The organism is Micropruina sp. (assembly GCF_027492755.1).
Classification (GTDB): domain Bacteria; phylum Actinomycetota; class Actinomycetes; order Propionibacteriales; family Propionibacteriaceae; genus Micropruina.
In genome coordinates, this window is the sequence record NZ_JAPUED010000219.1 from 1 (window position 1) to 23,824 (window position 23,824).

At 69.2% G+C, this 23,824-nt stretch carries 26 protein-coding genes; 13 read left to right on the forward strand and 13 right to left on the reverse strand.

Translation table 11 applies throughout. The features are described 5' to 3' along the window. Window positions 1-190: 190 nt before the first annotated feature. Genes Q0066_RS15040 through Q0066_RS15055 form a run of 4 tightly spaced genes read right to left on the reverse strand, consistent with a single transcriptional unit; the run spans window position 191 to window position 4,398 of the window. Entirely contained in the window at window positions 191-1,906 is a 1,716-nt protein-coding gene (locus tag Q0066_RS15040) for a cytochrome bc complex cytochrome b subunit (RefSeq protein WP_298134368.1), read from the reverse strand. Then, a complete protein-coding gene (locus tag Q0066_RS15045) occupies window positions 1,906-2,970 on the reverse strand; it encodes a Rieske 2Fe-2S domain-containing protein (protein ID WP_298134372.1) in 1,065 nt (354 codons plus the stop codon). Before Q0066_RS15045 ends, Q0066_RS15040 begins: the two co-directional genes overlap by 1 nt. After that, on the reverse strand, window positions 2,967-3,767 hold the full coding sequence (locus Q0066_RS15050) for a c-type cytochrome (protein WP_298134375.1): 801 nt from the start codon (window positions 3,765-3,767) through the stop codon (window positions 2,967-2,969). Before Q0066_RS15050 ends, Q0066_RS15045 begins: the two co-directional genes overlap by 4 nt. A gap of 25 nt (window positions 3,768-3,792) precedes the next feature. Beyond that, window positions 3,793-4,398, reverse strand: coding sequence for a heme-copper oxidase subunit III (locus tag Q0066_RS15055; protein ID WP_298134456.1), 606 nt, complete (start codon window positions 4,396-4,398; stop codon window positions 3,793-3,795). A 225-nt stretch (window positions 4,399-4,623) separates the two neighbouring features. Here Q0066_RS15055 and Q0066_RS15060 point away from each other — a divergent pair, with 225 nt between their 5' ends. From Q0066_RS15060 to trpD, 3 genes are read left to right on the forward strand one after another with little or no spacing between them, the layout of a single operon-like run. Continuing rightward, the gene (locus tag Q0066_RS15060) at window positions 4,624-5,607 is read left to right on the forward strand and encodes a cytochrome c oxidase assembly protein (protein ID WP_298134377.1); all 984 of its coding nucleotides are present in this window, start codon (window positions 4,624-4,626) and stop codon (window positions 5,605-5,607) included. Continuing rightward, the gene (locus Q0066_RS15065) at window positions 5,604-6,008 is read left to right on the forward strand and encodes a response regulator (protein ID WP_298134378.1); all 405 of its coding nucleotides are present in this window, start codon (window positions 5,604-5,606) and stop codon (window positions 6,006-6,008) included. The genes Q0066_RS15060 and Q0066_RS15065 overlap by 4 nt, the downstream gene beginning before the upstream one ends. 1 nt (window position 6,009) lies before the next feature. Beyond that, entirely contained in the window at window positions 6,010-7,059 is a 1,050-nt protein-coding gene (gene trpD, locus Q0066_RS15070) for an anthranilate phosphoribosyltransferase (protein WP_298134381.1), read from the forward strand. A 21-nt stretch (window positions 7,060-7,080) separates the two neighbouring features. Here the strand turns inward: trpD and Q0066_RS15075 are convergent, their stop codons facing one another. From Q0066_RS15075 to Q0066_RS15090, 4 genes are all read right to left on the reverse strand, one after another. Continuing rightward, window positions 7,081-7,737, reverse strand: coding sequence for a prepilin peptidase (locus tag Q0066_RS15075; RefSeq protein WP_298134383.1), 657 nt, complete (start codon window positions 7,735-7,737; stop codon window positions 7,081-7,083). 9 nt (window positions 7,738-7,746) lie between these two features. Beyond that, the gene (locus tag Q0066_RS15080) at window positions 7,747-8,229 is read right to left on the reverse strand and encodes a hypothetical protein (protein WP_298134385.1); all 483 of its coding nucleotides are present in this window, start codon (window positions 8,227-8,229) and stop codon (window positions 7,747-7,749) included. A gap of 153 nt (window positions 8,230-8,382) precedes the next feature. After that, window positions 8,383-9,816, reverse strand: a complete 1,434-nt coding sequence (locus Q0066_RS15085) for a hypothetical protein (RefSeq protein WP_298134387.1) — start codon at window positions 9,814-9,816, stop codon at window positions 8,383-8,385. A 130-nt stretch (window positions 9,817-9,946) separates the two neighbouring features. After that, the gene (locus Q0066_RS15090) at window positions 9,947-10,846 is read right to left on the reverse strand and encodes a LysR family transcriptional regulator ArgP (RefSeq protein ID WP_298134389.1); all 900 of its coding nucleotides are present in this window, start codon (window positions 10,844-10,846) and stop codon (window positions 9,947-9,949) included. 69 nt (window positions 10,847-10,915) lie between these two features. On the opposite strand from Q0066_RS15090, the gene Q0066_RS15095 reads away from it, so the two are divergent. Next, on the forward strand, window positions 10,916-11,617 hold the full coding sequence (locus Q0066_RS15095; RefSeq protein ID WP_366521533.1) for a LysE/ArgO family amino acid transporter: 702 nt from the start codon (window positions 10,916-10,918) through the stop codon (window positions 11,615-11,617). 137 nt (window positions 11,618-11,754) lie between these two features. After that, a complete protein-coding gene (locus tag Q0066_RS15100) occupies window positions 11,755-12,267 on the forward strand; it encodes a peptidylprolyl isomerase (RefSeq protein WP_298134391.1) in 513 nt (170 codons plus the stop codon). A 42-nt stretch (window positions 12,268-12,309) separates the two neighbouring features. On the opposite strand, the gene Q0066_RS15105 is transcribed toward Q0066_RS15100, so the two are convergent. The 3 genes from Q0066_RS15105 to Q0066_RS15115 are packed head-to-tail and all read right to left on the reverse strand — an operon-like array spanning window position 12,310 to window position 14,462. Continuing rightward, window positions 12,310-12,459, reverse strand: a complete 150-nt coding sequence (locus Q0066_RS15105; protein ID WP_298134394.1) for a hypothetical protein — start codon at window positions 12,457-12,459, stop codon at window positions 12,310-12,312. Then, window positions 12,456-12,734 carry an Lrp/AsnC ligand binding domain-containing protein gene (locus Q0066_RS15110; RefSeq protein ID WP_298134397.1) on the reverse strand — a complete coding sequence of 93 codons (279 nt, stop codon included), beginning with the start codon at window positions 12,732-12,734 and terminating at the stop codon, window positions 12,456-12,458. The genes Q0066_RS15105 and Q0066_RS15110 overlap by 4 nt, the downstream gene beginning before the upstream one ends. 9 nt (window positions 12,735-12,743) lie before the next feature. Then, window positions 12,744-14,462 (reverse strand): DEDD exonuclease domain-containing protein, encoded by a 1,719-nt coding sequence (locus Q0066_RS15115; RefSeq protein ID WP_298134400.1) that lies wholly within the window; start codon window positions 14,460-14,462, stop codon window positions 12,744-12,746. A 76-nt stretch (window positions 14,463-14,538) separates the two neighbouring features. Here Q0066_RS15115 and Q0066_RS15120 point away from each other — a divergent pair, with 76 nt between their 5' ends. The 3 genes from Q0066_RS15120 (at window position 14,539) to Q0066_RS15130 (ending at window position 16,921) form a co-directional block, all read left to right on the forward strand. Then, window positions 14,539-14,787, forward strand: coding sequence for a hypothetical protein (locus tag Q0066_RS15120; RefSeq protein ID WP_298134403.1), 249 nt, complete (start codon window positions 14,539-14,541; stop codon window positions 14,785-14,787). A 66-nt stretch (window positions 14,788-14,853) separates the two neighbouring features. After that, window positions 14,854-15,882, forward strand: a complete 1,029-nt coding sequence (locus Q0066_RS15125) for a C40 family peptidase (protein WP_298134405.1) — start codon at window positions 14,854-14,856, stop codon at window positions 15,880-15,882. Then, window positions 15,860-16,921: a hypothetical protein gene (locus Q0066_RS15130; RefSeq protein ID WP_298134408.1), complete on the forward strand. Its 1,062-nt coding sequence runs from the start codon at window positions 15,860-15,862 to the stop codon at window positions 16,919-16,921. The genes Q0066_RS15125 and Q0066_RS15130 overlap by 23 nt, the downstream gene beginning before the upstream one ends. A gap of 11 nt (window positions 16,922-16,932) precedes the next feature. On the opposite strand, the gene Q0066_RS15135 is transcribed toward Q0066_RS15130, so the two are convergent. Together Q0066_RS15135 and Q0066_RS15140 are read right to left on the reverse strand one after the other, a co-directional pair. Further along, window positions 16,933-17,400 carry a hypothetical protein gene (locus tag Q0066_RS15135; protein WP_298134411.1) on the reverse strand — a complete coding sequence of 156 codons (468 nt, stop codon included), beginning with the start codon at window positions 17,398-17,400 and terminating at the stop codon, window positions 16,933-16,935. Then, complete coding sequence (locus Q0066_RS15140) at window positions 17,397-18,143, reverse strand: alpha/beta fold hydrolase (protein WP_298134414.1); 747 nt, start codon at window positions 18,141-18,143, stop codon at window positions 17,397-17,399. The genes Q0066_RS15135 and Q0066_RS15140 overlap by 4 nt, the downstream gene beginning before the upstream one ends. 94 nt (window positions 18,144-18,237) lie before the next feature. Between Q0066_RS15140 and Q0066_RS15145 the strand changes: the two genes are divergently transcribed. From Q0066_RS15145 to Q0066_RS15165, 5 genes are all read left to right on the forward strand, one after another. After that, window positions 18,238-18,984 carry a lysophospholipid acyltransferase family protein gene (locus tag Q0066_RS15145; protein ID WP_298134417.1) on the forward strand — a complete coding sequence of 249 codons (747 nt, stop codon included), beginning with the start codon at window positions 18,238-18,240 and terminating at the stop codon, window positions 18,982-18,984. 248 nt (window positions 18,985-19,232) lie between these two features. Then, window positions 19,233-20,624 carry a class II 3-deoxy-7-phosphoheptulonate synthase gene (locus Q0066_RS15150; protein WP_298134420.1) on the forward strand — a complete coding sequence of 464 codons (1,392 nt, stop codon included), beginning with the start codon at window positions 19,233-19,235 and terminating at the stop codon, window positions 20,622-20,624. Between the two features lie 171 nt (window positions 20,625-20,795). Then, window positions 20,796-22,412 carry an NCS1 family nucleobase:cation symporter-1 gene (locus Q0066_RS15155; RefSeq protein WP_298134422.1) on the forward strand — a complete coding sequence of 539 codons (1,617 nt, stop codon included), beginning with the start codon at window positions 20,796-20,798 and terminating at the stop codon, window positions 22,410-22,412. A 5-nt stretch (window positions 22,413-22,417) separates the two neighbouring features. Next, on the forward strand, window positions 22,418-23,122 hold the full coding sequence (locus Q0066_RS15160) for an aspartate/glutamate racemase family protein (protein WP_298134424.1): 705 nt from the start codon (window positions 22,418-22,420) through the stop codon (window positions 23,120-23,122). 57 nt (window positions 23,123-23,179) lie between these two features. Further along, a complete protein-coding gene (locus tag Q0066_RS15165) occupies window positions 23,180-23,824 on the forward strand; it encodes an MBL fold metallo-hydrolase (protein WP_298134425.1) in 645 nt (214 codons plus the stop codon).

The following is a 23,824-nucleotide window of genomic DNA, read 5'->3' on the forward strand; positions in this document are numbered from 1 at the left end:
CCGCCCGCACGTCATTGCGAGGAGGGGGGGGCGGCGGGGGCGGCGGGGGGGGGGGGTGGTTTTGGGGGGGGGGGGGGGGGGCGCCCCGGCGCGGCGTGAGGGGGGGTGGGGCGGGGGGGGGGGGGGGCCGCCCCCACCCCGGGGGGCCGCGCAGAAGCCGCCCCCCCCCACCGCTGTCGTACTCAGGCGATCAGTGGGTGATCTCGCTGGGCTTGTCGCCGGCGGGAACCTCGTGGTCGTCGTCGTGACCATCGGCGTGGTGATCGGCCTCGGCGATCTCGCCGGCGGTCGGCTTGCTGATCACGCCCGCGAAGTACCAACGCGAGAGCAGCGCGCGCCACTTGCTGACGCCCGCACCCTTCTCGGCGACGCCGCGCGCGTCGGTGGCCGGTGCCACCTCAAGCGCCTTGCCCTGCAGGTGCTGGGTGAGGGTGAACTTCTCGTCGACGGTGATCGGACGGTGCGGCTCGGAGTAGCCGCCGTCCGGCGCCCGCTCGATGATGCCGGTCTCACTGCCGTGCAGCACGCGCTCGGCGTCGGCGCGCTGCAGCGAGATGCAGATCCGCTTGGTGATGATGAAGGCGACGACCGGGGCCACGAAGACCGCGACCCGCATGAACTCGGTGACCGCGTTCAGCGAGAGGTGGAACTGGGTGGCCAGGATGTCGTTGCCGCCGGCCAGCCAGAACATCGCGTAGCAGGTCATGCCGGCGACGCCGATGCCGGTGCGCGTCGGGTTGTTGCGGGGACGCTCCAGCACGTGGTGCTCGGCCTTGTCACCGGTGATCCACGCCTCCACGAACGGGTACAGGGCGAGCAGCACGAACAACGAGGTCATCAACCCCACGCCGGGCAGGACGATGTTCCACGACCAGGTGGTGCTGCCCAGATGCCATTCCCAGTTCGGCATGATCCGGACCGCGCCCTCGACCCAGCCCATGTACCAGTCGGGCTGCGAACCCGCGCTGACCTGTGCCGGGTTGTACGGACCGACGGTCCACACCGGGTTGATCTGCATCGTGGCGCCCATCAGGATCGACACTCCGAAGACCACGAAGAAGAAGCCGCCGGCCTTGGCCATGTACACCGGGAACAGCGGGTAGCCGACGACGTTGCCGTCCTTGCGGCCCGGGCCCGGGTACTGGCTGTGCTTGTGGTAGACCACCAGCGCAAGGTGGGCCGCGATCAGTCCCAGCAGCAGGCCGGGCACCAGCAGGATGTGCACCATGTACAGCCGGGGGATCACCAGTTCGCCGGGGAACTCGCCGCCGAAGACGAAGAACTCGGCCCAGGTGCCGATCAGCGGGATGGAGCGGATCAGGCCGTCCACGAACCGCAGGCCGGTGCCGGACAGCAGGTCGTCGGGCAGCGAGTAGCCGGCGAAGCCCTCGATCAGCGACATCGAGAACAGGCCGACACCGATCAGCCAGTTGATTTCACGCGGCTTGCGGAAGGCGCCGGTGAAGAAGATGCGCAGCATGTGCACCGTCATCGACGCCACGAACAGCATCGCCGCCCAGTGGTGGATCTGCCGGACCAGCAGGCCGCCGCGGATGTCGAAGGACAGCGTCAGCGTCGAAGCGAAGGCCTCGGACATCGGCAGGCCGCGCATCAGCTGGTAGGTGCCCTGGTATTCGACCTCGGCCATCGACGGCTTGAACCAGATGGTCAGGAAGACGCCGGTCAGCAGCAGGATGATGAACGAGTACAGCGCGATCTCGCCGAGCAGGAACGACCAGTGGTCGGGGAAGATCTTGCGCAGGTTCTTCTTCAGCAACGACGCCAGGCCGAGGCGCTCGTCGGCCCAGTTGGCGACGCCGGCCACACCGGGCGACACGTTCACCTTGGGCGGACGCTCGGCGTCCAGGGCCGGTGAGTCGGTGGAGACATCAGCGGGCTTGGCCATCACCGATCACCTTCCTTGAAGTCGCCGTTGGAATCACGCTCGAAGAAGCTCGGCCCGACCGGCACGGTGAAGTCGCTGCGGGCGACCAGGTAGCCGTCGGCGTCCACCGTGATCGGCAGCTGGGGCAGCGCCCGGGCCGCCGGCCCGAACACCACCAGACCCGAGTTGCCGAGGTCGAAGGTCGACTGGTGGCAGGGACACAGCAGATGGTGGGTCTGCTGCTCCCACAGGCTGATCGGGCAGCCCACATGGGTGCAGATCTTGGAGTAGCAGAGGATTCCGCCGACCTGCCAGTCCTTGCGGGACTCGGGGATCTTGATCCGGGAAGGATCCATCCGGACGATGATGATCGAGGCCTTCGCCCGCTCGATCTGGAAGTCGGCGCCGTGGTGATCCCACAGGTTCTCCGGCTGCGCGTTGACCAGCTGGCCGATCTCCAGGTCGGACGCCTTCAGCGGCCGGCGGGTGACGTCGTTGACCAGCTTCACGCCCTCGGCCCAGATGGTGCGCTCGATCGTCCGCTTGCGAACCTCGGCGGTCGGCCACGGGCCCATGTCGGCGAACAGCACAACGGCCGGCACGGCGATCACGCCGAGCGCGCCGCCCAGTGCACCACCGATCAGCTTGCGGCGTCCCAGCCCCGACTGTTCGGCGCCCTTGGCGAACTCGGCCGCGAACACCTCACGATCAGCTTCGGGAGAGGCTGCGGCGTGGCGGTCCTCGGCCACCTCCTCGTCGCCCATGATGGTCTTCGCCCAATGGACGCAGGCGAGGCCGATCAGCAGCGTCGCCAAGCCGCCGGTGAGGCCGAGCAGGAACGTGGTGGCGTCCCACTCCATGCCGAAGATGGTGACGAACGAGTTCCGCGGAATCGTGAAGTACAGCACCACGAACGCGATGGCCAGCACCGGGACGGCGCCCAGCATCAGCAGCACCTGGCGGTAGACGCGGTCGCCGGCGGCCTTGTCGGCGTCGGTCCATCGTTCGATGTGTTCTTCGATGCCCGGGTCGGGCACCGGGAAGCGCTCGAGGTCGGCGCCTTCCTTCCTGGTTTCGATGCTCATCGGGCCCGAGCTCCCTTCGCGGCGATCCAGACGGCCATCAGGCACAGCGCACCGATACCGATGATCCAGGCGAACAGGCCCTCAGCGACGGGGCCGAGCGCCCCGAAGGTCAGGCCGCTGCTCGGCTGGGCGTGCAACGTCTCCAGGTAGCCGACGATCGCGCGGACGTCGTCGTCGGGGATGGCGCCGCTGCTGAACACGGGCATCTGCTGCGGGCCGGTGCGCAGGGCCTCCCAGATGTGCTTGCCGTCGACACCCACCAGGCTGGGGGCGTACTTGCCGTTGGGCAGTGCGCCGCCGGCACCCTCGAAGTTGTGGCAGGCGGAACAGTTGGTGCGGAACAGCTCCCCGCCCTTGGCGAGTTGCTCGGGGGTGAGGCCCTCGCCGCTGTACTGGTCGGCGTTCGGGACGGCCGGGCCGGGGCCCAGGCTCGCCACGAAAGCGGCCAGGCTGGCGATCTCGGCGTCGGAGTAGGTGTTCTGCTTGCGGGGCGCCTGGGCACCCGGGTTGGCCATCGGCATCCGTCCGGTGCTCACCTGGAAATCGACGGCGGCGGCGCCGACACCGACCAGGGACGGGCCCTGCTCGGTGCCTTCGCCGTTCATGCCGTGACAGGACGAGCAGGTCACCCGGAACAGGGCTTTGCCCTCGGCCACTTGCTGGCTGTTGCCGGTGTCTGCCGACACCCGCGCGGCCGGTGCCACGGCCGCGTACAGCGCACCCATGAGCAGTAGGGCCATCACCAGCAGCGCCGGCCTGGTGGCCCGGTGCCGCCTGTTGGCGGTCAGGAAACGCACGAGGATTCCTCCTAGGTCGAACTGCTCAGCGCAGGATGTAGATGACGCCGAACAGGATGATCCAGATCGCGTCGACGAAGTGCCAGTAGTAGGACGTCACGACGGCATGCACGGCCTGCTCGTGGGTGAAGGTGCGGGTCATGTAGGTGCGGCCCAACATGAACAGGAACGCGATCAGACCGCCGGTGACGTGCAACCCGTGGAAACCGGTGGCCAGGAAGAACGCCGATGAATACGCGTTGGTCGAGATCGTGAAGCCCTCGGAGAACAGGGTGGCGTACTCGGTCGCCTGGCCGCCGATGAAGATCGCGCCCATCACGAAGGTGAGGATGTACCACTCACGCAGCCCCCACTGGCCGACCTGAAGAATCGACCCGGTGCGGCCGACCTGACCACGCTCGGCCTTCCAGACGCCCATCTGGCAGGTCACCGAGGACAGGATCAGGATCAGCGTGTTCGTGACGGCGAACGGCATGTTGAAGTGCGCGGTGCCCCATTCCCACAACGACTCGGTGCCGGCCTGCGCCGCGGCCGCATTGGTGATCGACCGCAGGTTGAAATAGGCGGCGAACAGTGCGGCGAAGAACATCAGGTCGGAAGCCAGCCAGATCCAGGTGCCGACGGCAACCATGTCGGGCCGGCCCTTGGTGGGGTGCAGGCGAGACTGCGCGATCGGGTGCACCGCCCCGTGCGGCATAGCTGCCGCGGCGCTCGAGTGAGAGTGAGTCACCCGGTCATTATGGCTGCTCAGAGCGGATTGGTCACCCTCTGCGCCCACCGATTCTCGCTCGGGGGTGTAGATCTCGCGTGGCCCCCTGTTGCTGGGCCCGATGAGGGCGCGGGGGATAATGCGGCCATGGCCTCGTTGCCGTTGCTTCTGCCCTTGCATGCCGATCCGGGAAACCAGCCGCCGCCGCTGACCCCGGAGCGGCTGCTGACCGCCTGGACGTTCGAGCCCTGGGTGGTGGCGGCTCTGGTGTTGATGGTCGGTCTGTACCTGTGGGGCGTGCGCCGGCTCGCCGTCCGCGGCGACCACTGGCCGCCGGGTCGCACCCTCGCCTGGTGCGTCGGCGGTGCCGGAACGATGGCGATCGCGCTGCTCAGTGCACTGGGCACCTACGACACGGTGCTGTTCAGCGTGCACATGGTGCAACACATCCTGTTGTCGATGGTGGCGCCGGTGCTGATGGCCGTGGGTGCCCCGATCACCCTGCTGCTGCGGAACCTTGGTGCGCTGGGCCGCCGGCGGGTGGTGGCCGTGCTGCATTCCTGGCCCGCGAAGGTGCTGACCTGGCCGCCGCTGGCCACGGCGCTGATGATCGCGAACCCCTATCTGCTGTACATGACCGGGCTCTACCCGCTGACCCTCTCCAACGAGTGGTTGCATGCCTGGATCCACGTGCACTTCGTAATCACCGGTTGTCTGTACTTCTGGCCGTTGCTCGGCCTCGACCCGATGCCGACGCGGCTGCCGTACTACCTGCGGATGCTGCTGATCTTCATCACCCTGCCGTTCCACGCGTTCCTCGGCGTGATCATCATGGGCTCGCCCGAGCTGATCGCCGAGGACTGGTACCTGGCCTTCAACCGGGCCTGGCCGCCCAGCCCGGTGGAGGACCAGAACCTGGCCGGCGGCATCATGTGGGGCGCCGGTGACCTGATCTCACTGGTCATCCTGGCGGTGTTCTTCGTGCAGTGGTTCCAGCATTCGCAGCGCGAGGCGGCCCGCATCGATCGGCAGCTCGACCGTGAGGAAAGGCTGGCTGCCCGGGCGGCGGCATCGGGGTACGATGCTGGCAAAACCCCCGGTCAGCCGCCCGCAGACGAGGAACACGCATGAGCCACGACACCGCCAGGATCCTGGTCTACTCCGACGATCGGACGACCCGCGAGCAGGTGCGGCTGGCGCTCGGCCGCCGGGTGGCGTCCGACCTGCCCGAGATCGAGGTGTACGAGACCGCCACCCAGCCGGCGGTGCTGTCCGCCATGGACGCCGGCGGTTTCGATCTGCTGATCCTGGACGGCGAGGCGAACCCGGCCGGCGGGATCGGGCTGTGCAAGCAACTCAAGGACGAGATCGCCGAATGCCCGCCGATCCTGGTGCTGATCATCCGTGTCGCGGACTCCTGGCTGGCCACCTGGTCGCGCGCGGACGCCGTGTCGATGTACCCGGTGGATCCGGTCCGGCTGCCCAGCGCGGTCGCCGATCTGCTCCGGGCCCGACTCGGCCGGGCGGCCTGAGGTGGGTCACACCTGGCCCGATGTGCTCACCGGGCTGATCTCCGGCGACCACTTGAGCGCGGACACGGCGTCCTGGGCGATGAGCGAGATCCTGGCCGGCAACGCCACCGATGTACAGATCGCAGGCTTCCTGGTCGCGTTGCGCGCCAAGGGTGAGACGGTGGAGGAGCTCGCCGGGCTCGCCGAGTCGATGCGCGACCGGGCCACCCCGATCACGCTCGACCCCGAGGCTGTGGACGTCGTCGGTTCCGGCGGCGACCGGGCGAACACGGTCAACGTCTCGACGATGGCCGCCGTCGTCGCGGCAGCCGCCGGAGTGCCCGTGGTCAAGCACGGCAACCGGGCGGCGTCGTCGGCCTGTGGCGCCGCCGACGTCCTGGAGGCCCTCGGTGTGGCACTCGACGTCCGGCCAGAGGATCAGCCCGCAGTGCTGGCCGAGGCCGGCATCGTGTTCCTGTTCGCCCCGCTCTACCACCCGTCGCTGCGGCATGCCGGGGCCGCCCGCAGCCAGCTCGGCATCCAGACCCCGTTCAACTTCCTCGGACCGCTGGCCAACCCGGCTCGTCCGGCCGCACAGGCGGTGGGTATCGCGAACCCGCGGATCGCGGCACTGGTCGCGGGCGTCCTGGCCCGCCGGGGCACCCGTGGACTGGTCTTCCACGGCGACGACGGGTTGGACGAGTTGACCACCACCACGACGTCCGACATCTGGCTGATCCGCGACGGCGAGATCGTGGTGACCACGCTCGACCCGGCAGATCTCGGCTTCGCGCCGGCCACCCCCGCCGACCTGGTCGGTGGCGAGGTGGCCCGCAATGCGGCCATCGCCCGGCAGACGCTGGCCGGTGAACCCGGCCCGGTGCGGGACATCGTGGTGCTCAACGCGGCCGCCGCCCTGCTCGCCTTCCACGGCCCCGACCTGGGTCGCGACGTCGCCGAACAACTCGCCGCCCACGTCGCCACCGCGGCCGCGGCGATCGACTCGGGCGCGGCCACGCTCGTGCTGAGCAGCTGGGCGCAGGCCACCCAGAAGGCCGTTCGCGGCTCCTGAGCCGGCTATCCGGGCTCAGGCTCAGTGGGTGCCGGGCACCAGAACAGATCCGGCGAGCGCCAGAAACGGGCCCGCCACCAGTGCCGGACCGTACGGAAAGGCGCGGCCACGTCCGGACGCCCGCCAGGCCACGCCCCAAGCGACCCCGAGAAGCCCGCCGAGCATCAGCGCGCCGGCCAGCAGCGGCCAGCCGACCACGGCCGATGCCGCACCGATCACCGGCGCCAGCCGGACGTCGCCGAAGCCGAACCCGCCGCCGAGGCGCCAGAACACCCAGAACAGACCGCCGGCAGCCAGCGCGCCCAGACCGGCCCGGACGAGCGCGTCGACGCCCAGCCATCCGACGCAGGCCAGCAGTCCGGCGGCGGTGAGTAGCCAGGCCGCCTGGGCGAGCCGCTTCGGCAGATAGCCGGTGCGGGCGTCGATCACCGCGGCCAGGACGGCGGGGCCGGCCAGACCGAGCCAGGCCGGCGCCGTGGCCGGGGTGATGATGACCACCAAGCTCCCGGCGACAGCGGCCGCGCCGAGGACGATGAGAGCGGTCGTGGGTGTCGCCAGCCGCTGGTACGGGTTCGCCTCGGGTTCGTCGATCGGGGCCGGCAGGGCTCGCAACACCGCCGGCGTCACCAGCGCGAGGCCGGCTGCCAGCAGTGTCGGCAGTGCCAGCAGCCAGGTCATGGCGGCAGCCTAGGCGGCCAGCGGAGGCCAGCAGGCATCGGTCTGCCTCAGCCGCTGAGCGGCCAACCCGAGAGTTTCGGTGAGTTGCGTGCACGAGGTGGCCTCGCCCTCGACCAGCAGGGTCAACTCATTGAGGCCGATCTGGCACCATCGCGCGACCCACAACGGGTCGACACCCGCCGCCAGCAGGTTGCGCAGCCGTGCCCCGGTCCGTGCGGCCGGCACTCGTAGCGACCGCATCGCGATCAGGTCGCCGGCGCCGACCCGCAGCAGCCGTCCGGCCACTCGGGGCTCGATCCGGGTCTGCGGACGGCCGGCGCGTCCGACCAGCAGGCCATGGACGGCAGGGAGGGAAACGCCCGCGGCGACGGCTACCGCCGGCCAGGGCACCGCAGCGGCTTCGACGGCGTGGCGGACGTGGGCGCGGAAGGGTGCCGCGTCCACCCAGGTGGAGTGACGGGTGGCGGGCTGGGCCGATGCAAGTGCTCTCACACCCTAGAAGGCAGTTTTCGGAGGGTGTTTTGTGAATCGGAGACCGAAAATGTCCGAAACTCGCTAGTCCTGGGCGGGCTCGATCCGGTTCCGGCCAGGGACGCGAATCGGGGTGGCCGCGTGTCCGCGGTCACCCCGATCCCTGTTTCTGTTTCAGCGCTGCGCGCGGACGAACCCCGCTCGCTCGGCGGCGTCAGTGGAGTTGAACCACACATCGGTGATGGTGCGGTCGTAGCCTCCGGAGCCCCGCAAGTGGTACTTCATCGAGCGCTCGTTGCCCTTGATCTCGTAACCCTCGGGCGGTTCCGCCCCCACGTACGAACCTTCGCCGTAGGGGCTATCAGCTAAAGGGGAGGCATCACCCTTTGCGTCCTTCGCCTTCTTCTTCGCGTCGTCGACCGCGTCGGCGGCCTTGTCGGCCACCTCCTCGGCCTTGTCGGAGACCTCGTCGACGACATCGCCGGCCGCCTTCTTGGCGTCGTCGATCGCCTCCCCGGCCTTGTCGAGGGCCTCTGAGCCCGCGTCCTTGATGTCGTCGGCTTTGTCCGTCACGGCGTCCTTCACCTCTTCGGCCTTGTCGGCGGCGGCGTCCTTGATCTCTTCGGCCTTGTCGGCGGCGGCGTCCTTGATCTCGCCGGCCTTGTCCGCCACGGCGTCCTTGACCTCCCCGGCCTTGTCGACCACGGCGTCCTTCACCTCGCTCGCCTTGTCGGCAACGGTGGCGGCAGCCGCTTTGGCCTTGTCGGCCGCCTCTTTGGCGCCGTCCTTCACCTTGTCGACCACGTCGGCGACCGGATCGGCCACGTACGGACGGGACGGCTCGTGGGTCTCCCAGCTCGCCTCCGGACCGGCCAGCAGCTTGCGGACGGCGTAGATCACGCCGGCCAGCACGGCCCCGGCCAGGGCGATCAGGCCCAGGGTCTTGCCGACGCTGCGGCGCTTGCGGGTGGGGGCGATCTCAGCGACCTCGTCGGCCAGCTCGGCGGCTTCCTCCTTCGCGATGTCGGCGGCCTTGTACAGGGCTGCCGCGAGCCAGGGCAGGAAGTCGTGTTGCACCTTGTCGCGGGCCAGGTCGACGGTGGGGGCCACCCGCTCGAGGGTGTCGTCAACCACCGGCCGGACCTTCTTCACCGCACTGTCGACAGCCGGTGTCACCTTGTCGAGGGCGTCGTCCAGCGCCGGATGCACCCGGTCGAGGGTCTCGGCGGCCAGCTTCGCGCCCCGCTTGCGGGCGTCGGTCAGCTTCGGATGCACCTTCTCGTAGGCTTCGCCGGCGAGCCGGGTGGCCTCCTTGAACGAGGGCTCGATCCGGTCGTAGGCGTCCTTGATGCTGGGCTCGATGCGCTCGTAGGTGTCCGAGGCCAGTTCGACGCCACGTTTGCGGGCGGTGTCGAGGTGGGGCTGGACCCGGTCGTAGGCGTCCGCCGCGAATTCGGCACCGCGCTTGCGGGCCTCTTCCACGTAGTCGCCTGCCTGCTCGACCAGGGGGGTGAGCTTCTGCACGGCCTCGTCGAGGGCTGCTCGGCTGGCGTCTGCGGCTGACTCGGCGGTCGATTCGACGGCCTTCAGCGGCTTCTTACGCTTCACTGTTCCTCCAGTGGTTGGGATGGTCACGGCTATACCGCGTTCCCCAAACTACCGGCCCGCTACAGCGTCGAACAGGTTTGGCGGCGCATTCCACCCCTAGCGGGTGGGCGGTAGCTCAGCCGCCAGGCGATCAGCGGCCGGGTTGCCGGAGTAGCCGTCGGGCGCCGTCGACGATGCCGGACGCGATCGCGTCCAGCAGCGGTGAGCGCAGATTCCACTGCTGCCAGTACAGGGCGACGTCCATCGGTGGACCTCCGAGACCGACCAGTTCGCCGGCGGCGAGAGCGTCCGTGGACTGGAACCGGGGAAGCAGCCCCCAGCCCAGCCCGGCTCGGACGGCGCGCGCATAGTCCGCCGACGCCGGGACGAAGTGGCGCGGCGGGAGCGCGGGGTCGACTCCACGCTCGGTGAGCCAGTCGGTCTGCAGATCGTCGCGCCGATCGAAGTCGACGAGCGGAGCCCGGGCCAGTGCGGCGCCGGTCGGGCCGTCCGGCAGCCAGCGGTCGACGAATTCCGGCCTGGCCATCGCTTCGTAGCGCATCACGCCCAACGGCACGACCCGGCAGCCCGCCACCGGGCGCGCGCGGGACGTGACCGCACCCATCACGGTGCCCGATTCGAGCAGCCCGGCGGTGAAGTCCTGATCGTCGCGATGCAGATCGAAGACCACCGGCTGGCTGCCGGCCAGCTCGGCCAGCGGCTCGAGGAACCAGGTGGCCAGCGAATCGGCGTTGACCGCCAGCGGGACGCTGATCGGCGTTCCGTCCGGGTCGTCGGCACCCAGGCCGAGCAGCAGATCGTGCTCCAAGAGCGCGAGTTGACGGGCCATCCGGACGACCGCATAGCCGGCTTCGGTCGGCCGGACCGGCTTACTGCGGACCAACAACACGCGGCCCACCTGGCGTTCCAGCACCTTGAGTCGCTGGCTGACCGCGCTCGGGGTGAGATGCAGCCGCGCGGCGGCGGCATCGAGCGTCCCCTCGTCGACGATCGTGGCGAGGGTCTCGGCCAGTTCGAGCGCGATTCGCATGAAGAAATGCTAATGCTGCTGAAGAATCATGAACTGGACTAAGTCTCGACCGCCGCCTAGCGTCGAATCGTGACCCCCTATCTCGCCGGGCTCGGACTCGGCTTCTCGCTGATCGTCGCCATCGGTGCCCAGAATCTCTTCGTCCTCCGCCAGGGCATCCGGCGGGAACACGTCGTCCTCACCGCGACCATCTGTGCGGTATCGGACGCGGTCCTGATCGTGGCCGGGGTCTCCGGGGTCGGATTGCTGCTGCAGGCCGTTCCCTGGCTGTTCGACGCCGTCCGCTGGGTCGGTGCGGCGTTCCTGGCCGGCTACGGAATCCTGGCCGGACGCCGCGCCTGGCGCGGAGAGGGCGAGACCCTGCGGGTGGTGGCCGGGGACTCGTCGTCCGCGCCGGGCGAGGTGACGCCGACGTCCGGCCTGGCGGGCTCCGGCGACCTGTCCGGGCCGGGCTCCGGCGACGTGATGGTGGCGACCCGGACGAGCGGCGTCGCCGTCGCAATGACGGCGCTGGCGCTCACCTGGCTGAACCCGCACGTCTACCTCGACACGGTCTTCCTGCTGGGCACCGTCGCCAACGCCCAGGGCGAGGGTCGCTGGATCTTCGCCGTCGGTGCACTGACCGCCAGCCTGATCTGGTTCTACGGGCTGGCCGTGGGTGCTCGGTTGCTGTCGAAGTGGCTCGCCACGCCGCGAGCCTGGCGGATCTTCGACGCCGTGATCGCGGTGGTCATGCTTGCCCTGGCCGCTGGGCTCGTGCTGAGTCACTGAACCCTGATCCACCGATCTGCGGCGGCTGCTGGCGGGCGTCCGGGAAGCCTCGTCGTGGGTGTGTCAGGATGGGCGGCACCCACAGCGGACGAACCAGCTGGGCGGCGTCGTGGCCGCTCGAAGGAAAGGACAACACCGTGGCTCAGACCGCCACCCTGCACACCAATCACGGCGACGTGGTCATCGACCTGTTCGAGGACCAGGCACCGAAGACCGTCGCCAACTTCGTCGGCCTGGCAACCGGCACTCAGGAATACGCCGACCCCGAATCGGGCGCGCCGACCACCGGCAAGTTCTACGACGGGCTGACCTTCCACCGGATCATCGACGGCTTCATGATCCAGGGCGGCTGTCCGCAGGGCAGCGGACGCGGCGGCCCCGGCTACACCTTCGCCGACGAGTTCCACCCCGAACTGCGTTTTGACAGGCCCTATCTGCTGGCCATGGCCAACGCCGGCCCCGGCACCAACGGCTCCCAGTTCTTCATCACCGTGGTTCCCACCCCGCACCTGAACCGGCGCCACACGATCTTCGGCGAGGTCACCGACGAGGCGAGCCGGAAGGTGGTCGATGAGATCGCCCAGGTTCGCACCGGCTACGGCGACCGCCCGGTCGAGCCCGTGGTGATCGAGTCGATCACCGTCGCCTGAGACTTCGACGACGACCCGGGCCGCCGCGGCGGTCCGGGGTCGTCAGGCTCGCGGGCTGGAGGCGACCGGAACGGGCGTCAGCGGCGTCGCGGTGTTGAGCCAGACGGCCAGCCCGACGGCGGCCATCAGCGCGAGTGCGGCCACGACCAGCCATCCGAGCAGCGCCCGGTCGCCGGCTCGGCGTCGATTCACTCGGCGCCCAGCGAGAAGGCCGCCTCCAGGTCGTGCGAAGAGTAGGCCCGGAAGGCGATATGGGTCACGGTGTCGACCACACCGGGAACCCGGTTCAGCCGTTCGGTGACGACCTCGGAGACCTGGTCGACCGAACGGACCCGGATCAGGGCGATCAGGTCGATCTCGCCGGTGACCGAATACACCTCGGAGACGCCTTCCAGCCCGGCGATCTGGGTGGCCACGTCGGGAATGCGGGCGACCTCGGCGTGGATGAAGACAATCGCGGTGATCATGGCGAGAGCCTAGACCCGCGCTGTGCCCAAGGCGTGCCGGGCCAGCTCACCGTCGGCCAGGCCGACGTGCAGCGGCCAGCTCCACTCGCCGTCGATCTCGATCAGCCGGACGCCGGGGCGCTCCAGCCAGGCTGCGATCCGTTCGGTCTCTTCCACCGTCGCCGCCGGCTGCGGCCCGGGCGGCCGCCTCACCTGCTCGGCCGCGGCCACCGCGGCGCGGGCCACCGCCTGGGCGACGTCGCCCGGTCGCGCCCGGGCGGCGCCGGCAAGCCGTCCGTAGCGGATGACATGGATCTCCCAGTCGCCCCGGTCGCGGCAGGCGGCGACGATCTGCGGGCAGCCGGCCAGGCTCGCCACCCGATGGTGGCGCAGCGTGCTGCGGGCGAAGGTGGTCAGCCGGTCGGTGATCGTGGCGGCGTCCTCGAAACGCTGCTGGGCGACCAGTCCGGTCAACCGGCCGCGGGCCGCCCGCAGCACCGGACGGATATCGCGGGTCAGCCCGGCCCAGACCTGCCGGACCACCTCGGCGTACTCCTCAGGCGTGACGGCCAGTTCGCACGGCGCGCAACAGCGGCCCAGTTCGCCGAGCATGCAGGAGTCGGACGGCCGCTTCGCCGACAACCGGGCGGTGCACTGCCGGATCGGGAACGCGTCGTAGAGGGCGGCCTGGACGGCTTCGGCGGTGCCCCGCCGCGCGAACGGGCCGAAGTAGTCGGCGCCGTCGGGCAGGCAGCGGCGCACGATCGACAGCCGCGGGTAGGGCTCGCGGGTCAGCTTGAGCCAGAGTTGTCGTTCGGGATACTTCGAGCGCCGGTTGTACCGCGGCGAGTGTGCGGCGATCAGCCGTAGTTCGAGCACTTCGGCCTCGAGTTCGCTGTTGCAGGTGAGATGTTCGACGCCGGTGGCCACCCGCACCATCTCGTCGATCCGCGGCCGGGTCTCGGCGGCCGTGAAATAGCTGCGCACCCGGGCCCGCAGGTTGCGGCTCTTGCCGACGTAGAGCACCTGGCGACGGGTCTGGCCCGCGGCGTCGCGTCCATCGGCGACGAACCAGTACACCCCGGGCGAGGCCGGCAGACCCGTGGCCCAGGTGCGCTTGGCGCGGCGTTGCGGGGACACCCGGCGGGTGAACTCGAGGAGATCCTCCACGGTGTGGACGCCGAGGTTGCCGACCCGCTCGAGTAGGCCGTGCAGCACCGTCACCGTCGCCCGGGCGTCGGTCAGGGCGCGGTGATTGGGTGCGGTCTCGGCGTGGAAGTGCTGGGCCAGGGTCGCCAGCTTGTGGTTGCGCACCTCGTCGCGCAACAGCGCCTGCCGGGCCAGCGCGACCGTGTCGATCACCGGCGGATTCGGCCACGCGTAGTCGAGACCGGCGCAGGCCCGCTTCAAGAAGCCGACGTCGAAGGACGCGTTGTGGGCGACCAGGACGCAGCCCGCGGCGAACTCCAGAAAACTGGGCAGCACCGACGCCAGCCTCGGTGCGCCGGCCACCATCGTGTCGGTGATGCCGGTGAGCACGGCGATCAGCGGTGGAATATGGGTGGACGGGTTGACCAGGGTCTGGAACTCGCCGAGTACCTCGCCGCCGGCCACCTTGACCGCACCCACCTCGGTGACCTTGTCGTCGACACCGCCACCGGTGGTCTCGAGATCGACCACGCAGAACTGGACCTGGCTCAGCGGTGTGCCCAGATCGTCGAAGGTCGGTTGGCTCGGCAATGCGGTCATGGGCGAGACGCTAGAAGCCGGCACTGACAAATCCGGCACTGACAAAAGTGTCGGAGCCGGCTTGCAGACTGCGGGCATGGAGATGCTGAGGATCGATTGCGGAACCTGCGCGGTACGCGGTCCCGCCTGTGGCGATTGCATGGTGACGGCGCTGTTGGGAGCCGATCATGAGGTGGTCGAATTCTGCTCTGATGAGGTCAGTGCGCTGCGCGCGATGACCTCGCAGGGGCTACTGCCTCCCCTTCGCTTGGTGGAAGCGGTATCATTACGCCCGACGCTCGAACCGGAGGGGGACTGGTTTGCGTCGGGGGAAGACGTCGTTTAGGATTTTCTCAGGTTTGGTCCGCTGACTTCCCCGCAGTGACCCCATTGTGATCGTCAGGAGGCGATGGTGCGACTGCGTGCCTTTGTTCGAGGCAGCCTGGTGGCTGTGGCCGGTGCCGCGGTCGTGTTCGCCGGCCCGACGGTGCGGCCCGCGTCCGCTGATCCGCTGAGCGACGCCAAGGACAAGCTGGCCGCCATCGAGCAGGAGCAGAGCAAGATCGGCGAGCAGTGGGCCGAGGTGAAGCTCCAACTCGCCCAGGGCAAGACGAAGGTCGCCACGCTCAACGCCGACATCGCCGCCCAGCAGAAGAAGGTCGACGGGCTGCGCAAGCAGGCCCAGCAGGTCACCATCAGCCGTTTCCAGAGCCGTGGCGTCGACATCACCGTGCAACTGGTGACCTCGCCCGATCCGGACGCCTTCCTCGCCGACATGTCCACCATGGGCAAGCTCGACCAGAACATGAACTCGCTGCTGCAGGACTACCAGGCGCAGCAGGCCAACCTCGCCGATCTGCAGCGCGCCGCGCGCGATCAGGTGAGCACGATCGCCGCCGAGGAGCAGCGGCTCGCCTCGTTGAAGAAGCAGATCGACGCCAAGATCCAAGAGGGCCAGGCGCTGGTCGACCAGTTGACCGAGCAGGAGCGGCAGCGGCTGAACGCCGAGGACGCGGCTTCGCGTGACGCCTCGCGCCAGGCGGCCGCCGAGGAGGACTTCGTCGACGACAGCGGCTCGGCCGACTCCCGGGCGATCCGCGCGGTGAAGTACGCGGTTTCCAAGGTGCCGACCGGCCAATACGTGTGGGGTGCCGAAGGGCCGAACAACTTCGACTGCTCCGGGCTGATGCTGGCCGCCTACCGCACCGTCGGCATCTCGCTGCCGCACTCGTCGCGGGTCCAGTCCACCCTCGGCCGGCCGGTCGCTCGTGACCAGCTCAAGCCCGGTGACCTGCTGTTCTTCTACAGCCCGATCCACCACGTCGGCATGTACATGGGCGACGGCCTGTTCGTGCATGCGCGCAACCCGCGCAACGACCTGGAGATCACCAAGCTGTCCACCTACCCGGCCTACCAGGGTGCCCGCCGCGTCGTCGGTTGATCGGTTTCGCCGCACCCTGCTGCTGGCCGCCCCCGCCTTGTTGCTCGGCGCGTGTGCGCCGGCGCCGAGCGGACGTCTCGACGATCTCGCGCGCACCCTGACCGAGCGCCTCGTCGCCGAGGACGAGAAGGCCTTCCTCGCGGCGTTCGCGCCGTCGCCGGGCTCCCAGGCGCTCGGCCACCGGATGTTCGCCACTTTGTCGCAAGCACCCGCGGTCCTCACCACGCACGACGGCAGGCTGCGGGTGTGCTGGGGGCTGCCGGGTGAGCCGCGGGTCTGCAGCGAGGCGACGGTGGGGCTGGCCGACGGACGGATCGCCAATCTCGCCGCGACCAGTTCCGGCACCGAGTGGCTCGGTGAGCCGCTGGGGGTGCACTCGTCGGCCACGCTGGTGGTGGGCGCCGGGACGGCGTGGCATCTGAGCCGCTGGTCACGGGCGGCCGAGGCCGGCATCGCCGCGCTGACCAGGGTCGCGCCCACCGACCGCCGGTGGACCGAGCCGGTGGTGGTCGTGGTGCCGGACAGTCTCACCGGATTCGCCGCCTACGCCGGCGACGACGCCTCCCAGGTCGCGGCAGTCACGGTGGTGCCCGGTCTGCCTGAGAGTCAGGGCGTCCGGGTGGTGGTGAACCCGACGGTCACCCAGAAGTCTGAGGATGACGCGGTGCTGATCACCCATGAGGCGGTCCACGCGTGGATGATGTCGCCGCGGCTGACCGGTACCCCCGGATGGATGGTGGAGGGAATCGCCGAGGCGCTCACCGCCGAGGCGTACCCGCAGGTGGCCGCCAGCAACCGTGCACTGGCCCGCAGCGCCGTCCGGGACGGTGTGCCGACGGCGCTGCCTGACGTCGCGCAGCCCACCCAGACGGCCTATGCGCTGGCCGAGGTGGCGGTGCGGGCGATGGTCGCCCAGGTCGGCTGGTCGAAGGTGCTGGACGAGGCCTATGCCCGCACCCACGGCGGGGCCGCGATCGCCGATGCCTCGGTGCTGGCCTGGTATCGCGACGCTCTGGCCCGGCTGCGCACCGGCCGCTGAGCGCTCGCCGCTCAGACCACGGCGCCGTCGCCGTCGACCGGCGGACGCCGCTCCAGCCGGTGCAGCAGCAGGAACACCCCCAGGAAGAACCCCAGTCCGGCCAGGACGGAGACCAGCATCGGGAACTGGACGCCGAAGGCCGAGAACAACACCAGCACCAGCGGCAGCACCACCAGCACGGTGCCCGCGATACCCGCCGCGCTCCACCGGCCTCGCGGCGGCGGTGGGGGCGGGATGAACGGCTCCTCGGGCTCCTCCGGGGCGGCCCAGCTGCGGAAGTCGCTCGGCAGGTCGACGGTCGGGAGTTCGATCGGGGACGGCGCCGAAGCGGGAGGCTTCGGGGGCGTCGGCTCCGCGGACGCCGGGGCCGGTTCCGGCTTGGCCGGCGGAACGGGTTCCTCGGCGGGCACCAGGCCGCCGGGGAACTCGCGCGCCATCAGTTCGTTGAACCGGGCGTCCTCGGGCTGGTCGCGATTCATCGGACGGCGTGCTCGGTCAGGAAGTCCAGCGTGCGCTCGACGATCAGGTCGGCGTCGTTGTCCAGCGGGGCCACGTGGGCGCTGTCCGGCAGCGCCACCTCGGTGATCTCCTCCGACGAGACCTGACGCAGCACGATCTCCTTGGAGATGATCGGGACCACGTCGTCGGCGTCGGAATGCAGCAGCAGGATGGGGCAGTAAACCAGGTCGAGCCGGGCCCGGACGTCGGCCCAGAGCCGCATCATGGCGTGCACGGCCCGCAACGGCGTCCGGGGATAGCTGTGCTCGGTGACCCCGGCCTTGCGGATGCTGCTGCCGACGCTGTCCACGGTGCGGATCACGTGCTGGGCCAGCGGCACCAGGGTGAGTCGCGGGTGGCCGACCAGGGCAGGGTTCACCAGGACCAGCCCGGCCACCTCGTCGGCATGCCGCTCCGCGAGCTGCAGTGCCAGTGCGCCGCCCATGGACAGCCCCGCGACGAAGACCGTCGAGCATTCACCGCGGAGTTCGACGAAGGCCCGCTCGGCGGCGGCGTACCAGTCGCGTCCGTCGGTGACCTCCAGTTCGCGCCAGCTGGTGCCGTGCCCGGGCAGCCGCGGCACCGACACCCGGTAGCCGGCCTCCGCCGTCGCCCCGGCCCAGGCGCGCAGCGTCCAGGGACTCGCGGTGAAGCCGTGCAGGAACAGCACCCCGACGTCGCCGCGCCCGGCGGCGAACGGCTGGGCGAACTCGTGCACCTGCATGGCGCCATCGTAGGGGCCCCGCGGCGGGTGGCGGACGGGGTGTCTGCGGCGGGGCATTAGGGTGAGCGGCACAAGGCGATCCGATGGAGGTGCGGTGCTCTACTCCCTGTTCAAGAACGCGGCGTTCCGGCCGGTCATCAAGTACGTCTACGGTGCGCGCGCCGAGGGCGAGGAGAACATTCCCGCCACCGGCGGAGTGATCCTGGCCAGCAACCACCTGGACGCCGGCGACACGCTGGTGCTGCCGGCGATGATCAAACGGCAGGTCACCTTCCCGGCGAAGGCCGAGCTGTTCAAGGGTGACCGGGGTCCGTTCTCCAAGCTCGTGGCCTGGTTCCTGCGCGCCGTTGGCCAGGTGCCGCTGGACCGCTCGGGAGGACGCGCCAGCCTGGACGGCCTGCAGCCGGTGCTCGACGTGCTGGCCGACGGCGGCTGCGTGGGCATCTACCCCGAGGGCACCCGTTCGCCCGACGGCCGGCTGTACAAGGGCAAGACCGGCGTGGCCCGGATGGCGCTGGCCGCACAGGTGCCGATCATTCCGGTGGCGATGAAGAACAGCCGGGTCACCAGGAAGGCCGGCCTGCCCTGGATCGACCACCCCGTCGTGGTGATCGGCAAGCCGCTCGACTTCAGCCGGTATTACGGCCGGGTCGACGATCCCCGCACGTTGCGCTGGGTCACCGACCAGGTGATGGCCGCCATCCATGAGCTTTCCGGCCAGACCTACGTCGAGGCCTACGGCACCTCGGTGAAGAGCGGCTCGCTGACCGAGGCCGAAGCCGCGGCACGGATCCTGGAGCGTCCTGGCATCAACACCAAGGAACCCGAGTTGCCGGCCTGAGCCGTTAGGGAAGCGCTGATCACTCACGTCATCCCGGGCTCCGGCCCGGGATCTCGGTCCGGCGAGATCCCGGACGCAGAGATCCCGGCGTTCGCCGCTACGACGAGACGCCGTTGGCCGAGCTTGTCGAGACCTTGTCTTGGTTTCCACAAGCTCCACCGGCGGCAGCATTCGCGGCCGTCAAGGCCGCGTCCCACGCCCCGGGGCCGTTTCGAGAGCCGGGTGGCCGACCGCGTATCCTGACCGGCGTGTCGCAGCCGATCCCCACGCTTGAAGAACTTCAGTCCCGCCGGCCTCTGCAGCAGCCGACCTATGCCGATCAGGCACGGCTGGAGCGGGTGATCGCCGAGCTGCGCAAGCGTCCGCCGCTGGTTTTCGCCGGCGAGTGCGACGAGTTGCGCGAGAAGATCGCCGACGCCGCGGCCGGTCGGGCCTTCATCCTGCAGGGCGGCGACTGCGCCGAGACCTTTGACACCGGCACGGCGCTCGACATCAGGGGCAAGCTGCGGGTGCTGCTGTCGATGGCGGTGGTGCTGACCTACGCCGCCCAGGTGCCGGTGGTGAAGCTGGGCCGGCTGGCCGGGCAGTACGCCAAGCCGCGCAGCAAGGACACCGAGACCCGCGATGACGTCACGCTGCCCGCCTACCGTGGCGACGCGGTGAACGGGCTCGATTTCACCGCGGAGTCACGGGTCAACGACCCGAACCGGCTGTTGGAGGCGTACAACCATTCGGCGGCCACCCTCAACCTGATCCGGGCGTTCGTCACGGGCGGCTTCGCCGATCTGCGTTCGGTGCATACCTGGAACCAGGACTTCGTCCGGAACTCAGGTGTGGAGGCGCGGTACGAGGCGCTGGCCGACGAGATCGAGCGTGCCCTGGCGTTCATGGTCGCTTGCGGCGTCGACAAGGAGGCGTTCCGCACCGTCGACTTCTACGCCAGCCATGAGGCGCTGCTGCTGCCCTACGAGCACGCCATGACCCGGATCGACTCGCGCACCCGGACGCCGTACAACACCTCGGCGCACATGGTCTGGATCGGTGAGCGCACCCGGCAGGTCGAGGGTGCGCACGTCGACTTCATCCGGCACCTGCGCAATCCGATCGGGGTCAAGGTCGGCCCCTCGACCACCGCCGCGGACGCCGTCGCCCTGGCTGAGGCGCTCGATCCCCAGCACGAGCCCGGACGGCTGACGATGATCTCCCGGATGGGCGCGGCCAAGGTGCGTGACGCGCTGCCGCCGATCGTCCGGGCCGTCGAAGCCACCGGCCGCAAGGTGGCCTGGATCTGCGACCCGATGCACGGCAACACCTTCGAGACCGCCAACGGCTACAAGACCCGGGCGTTCAGCCAGGTGGTCGACGAGGTGAACGGCTTCTTCGACGTGCACGAAGAGCTGGGCACCTGGCCCGGCGGCGTGCACATGGAGCTGACCGGTGACGACGTCACCGAATGCGTGGGCGGGGTCGCGGACGCGTTGGCCGAGGCCGACCTGGCCAACCGCTACGAGACGGCCTGTGATCCCCGGCTGAACCGCAACCAGTCGCTGGAACTGGCCTTCCAGATCGCCGAGCGGCTGACCGACGGCCGGATCAAGCGGGTGAACCCGGTGCAGGAGTACCGCGCCGAGGACTTCTGACCCCGGCCAGCGTCACCCAAAAATAGGATATTGCATCTTCACATACGCGTTACAGGGTAGAAAAAGGGGACGTCACCAGGCGTCCTAGCGTGTCGTATTGCCAACCCGGTGGATAGGCCGGGGTGGCCCACCCGGACTCGTCCGGGTGGCCGACACGGGAAGGTTCCCCCAATGACGCGCATTGAAGACCTGCCGGCTGTGGCAGGAGTGAAATCCGAAGACATCGTCGAAGCCGCCGGAATGCCGGTCGGCTCCGGCAATATGAAGCCCGAATACGATCCACGACTCGCCAATGAAGACCTGGCGCCGCTGCGCGAGCAGAAGTGGTCGTCCTACAACATCTTCGCGTTCTGGATGTCGGACGTGCATTCGGTGGGCGGCTATGTCACCGCCGGCTCGCTGTTCGCCCTCGGCATCGCCAGCTGGCAGGTGCTGGTGGCATTGCTGATCGGCATCGTCATCGTCCAGGTGTTCACCAACCTGGTCGCCAAACCGAGCCAGAAGACCGGCGTGCCCTACCCGGTGATCAACCGGGCCATCTACGGCATCAAGGGGGCCAACATTCCGGCGATCATCCGCGGCCTGATCGCGATCGCCTGGTACGGCGTCCAGACCTTCCTGGCCGCCGAATCGCTGAACATCATCTTCCTCAAGTTCTGGCCCGGCAGCGCCGGGCTGCTCGATGTCGGATTCCTCGGGCTGTCGGCGCTCGGCTGGATCTCCTACGCGATCCTCTGGTTCGCTCAGGCCGCCCTGTTCTGGAACGGCATGGAGACCATCCGCAGGTTCATCGACTGGGCCGGTCCCGCCGTCTATGTGGTGATGATCGTGCTGGCCGGCTACCTGGTGTCCCAGGCCGGTTGGCAGAACATCAGCCTCGACCTCTCGGCCGGCGAACCGCTCGACTTCTGGGCGTCCATCCCGGTGATGATCACCGCGATCGCGATCGTGGTGTCCTACTTCTCGGGGCCGATGCTCAACTTCGGTGACTTCGCCCGCTACGGCAAATCGTTCAGCGCGGTGAAGAAGGGCAACTTCTGGGGGCTGCCGGTCAACTTCCTGTTCTTCTCGCTGCTCACCGTGATCACTGCTTCGGCCACCGTTCCGGTGTTCGGCGAACTGATCACCGATCCGATCCACACCGTGGAGCGGATCGACACGCCGTTCGCTATTCTTCTGGGCGGTCTCACCTTCGTCACCGCCACGGTCGGCATCAACATCGTGGCCAACTTCATCTCACCGGCGTTCGACTTCTCGAATGTCGCGCCGCACAAGATCTCGTGGCGTACCGGGGGCATGATCGCCGCCGTCGGTTCGGTGATTCTGCTGCCGTGGAACTGGTATTCAAACGCCGATGCCATTCACTACACGCTGGGTGTGCTCGGTGCGATGATCGGCCCGCTCTTCGGCATTCTGATCGCCGGCTACTATGTCGCGGCCAAACAGCGGATTCTCGTCGACGACATGTTCACGATGTCTGACAAGGGCGCCTACTGGTACACCAAGGGCTACAACAAGAATGCGGTGTACACGATTCTGGGAGCTGGAATCCCGACGATCCTGATCGGTGTCCTGCCGAAGCTGATCGCCGATCTGGGTGGCTTCGACGTGTCCTGGCTGGGCAACTACACGTGGTTCATCGGCTGCGGGCTCGGCTACCTGATCTTCCTGCTGCTCGAGCGCGCCAACCCGCAGGTGCCGTCGCTCGACGACCTGACGGCCGGAGTATCGGACGGCAGCGTCGAGGTGGCCGGGGGCACTCTCGAACTCCAGCCGGCCCCCCAGTGACCCCGATGCGGATCACATTGATCAACCCCAACGCCTCCCGGGCGATGACCGCGAAGATCGCGGCCGCCGCCCGGGAGGCGGCGGCTCCGGATGTCGAGATCGTCGCCGTTTGTGCGGACAACGGGCCGGCGGCGATCGAAAGCCACTACGACGAGGCCCACGCCTCGGTCGCGATCGCGGAGCTGATCCTGGCCGACCAGGCTGCGGGCGGCAGCGACGGCTATGTGATCGCCTGCTTCGGCGATCCGGGCGTGGACGCCGCCCGCGAGTTGGTTGACGTCCCGGTGATCGGCATCGCCGAGGCCGCCATGCATGTGGCGGTGTTGTCGGGGCGCAGCTTCGGCATCGTCACCACGCTGTCGCGCACCCTGGGCCGGGCTCGGGACCTGCTGCTGCGCCACGGCTTCGAGCGAGCCTGTGTGGCGGCCTATGGCACCGGAATACCGGTGCTCGACCTGGAGGACGCCACCGGAGCGGCTTTGGACGAGATCGCCGGCTGGTGTGAGCGGGCCGTCCACCACGACCGGGCGGATGTCATTGTGCTGGGGTGTGCCGGGATGGCTGATCTGTGCCGCCGGCTGACCGACCGGATCGGCGTTCCGGTCGTCGACGGCGTCGCCGCCGCTGTCGGGCTGGTGACAGCGATGGGGCGGATGGGCGTCGGCACCAGCAAGCGCGACGAGTACGCCCGGCCGCCGCGGCTGGCCTGACACCGACTTCGTACGGAGCCGCAGCGGCGAGCTGCTTGCCGGGGTTACGCTGCGATCATGCAGCTCACCCACCTCGGACATTCCGCCGTTCTGATCGAGGTCGCCGATCGGCGGATCCTGATCGACCCGGGCAACTTCTCCACCGCCTGGCACGATGTGCGCGACCTGGACGCGATCCTGGTCACCCACCAGCACCCCGACCATGTCGACCCCGAGCACATCGGTGCCCTGATCGACGACAATCCGCAGGCGCAGGTCTGGGTCGAGCCGCAGGTCCTGCAGGCGGTCGACCTGCCGCGCGGGGAAGGGTTGGCCGCGGACAGCAGCATCGAACTGGGCGGCGTCGCGGTGAACGCGGTGGGCGGATTGCACGCGATCATTCACCGCGATATCCCGCAGATCGGCAACGTCGGGCTGGTGATCGGCGCCGAGGGCGAACCGACCCTGTTCCATCCCGGCGATTCGCTGGCTACGGTGCCCAGCGGCATCGACGTGCTGGCCGCCCCGCTGTACGGCCCGTGGGCGGCGATGAAGGAGACCGTCGACTTCGCCCGGGCGGTGGACGCCACGCACGGCTTCCCGATCCACGACGGCCTGCTGCACGACCGAGGCGTCGCGCTGATCTACGGACGCCTCGAGGCGATGACCGGCATGGCGATGCACAACCTGCGCGACGGCCGGCCCTGGACGGTTGCCGGCTGA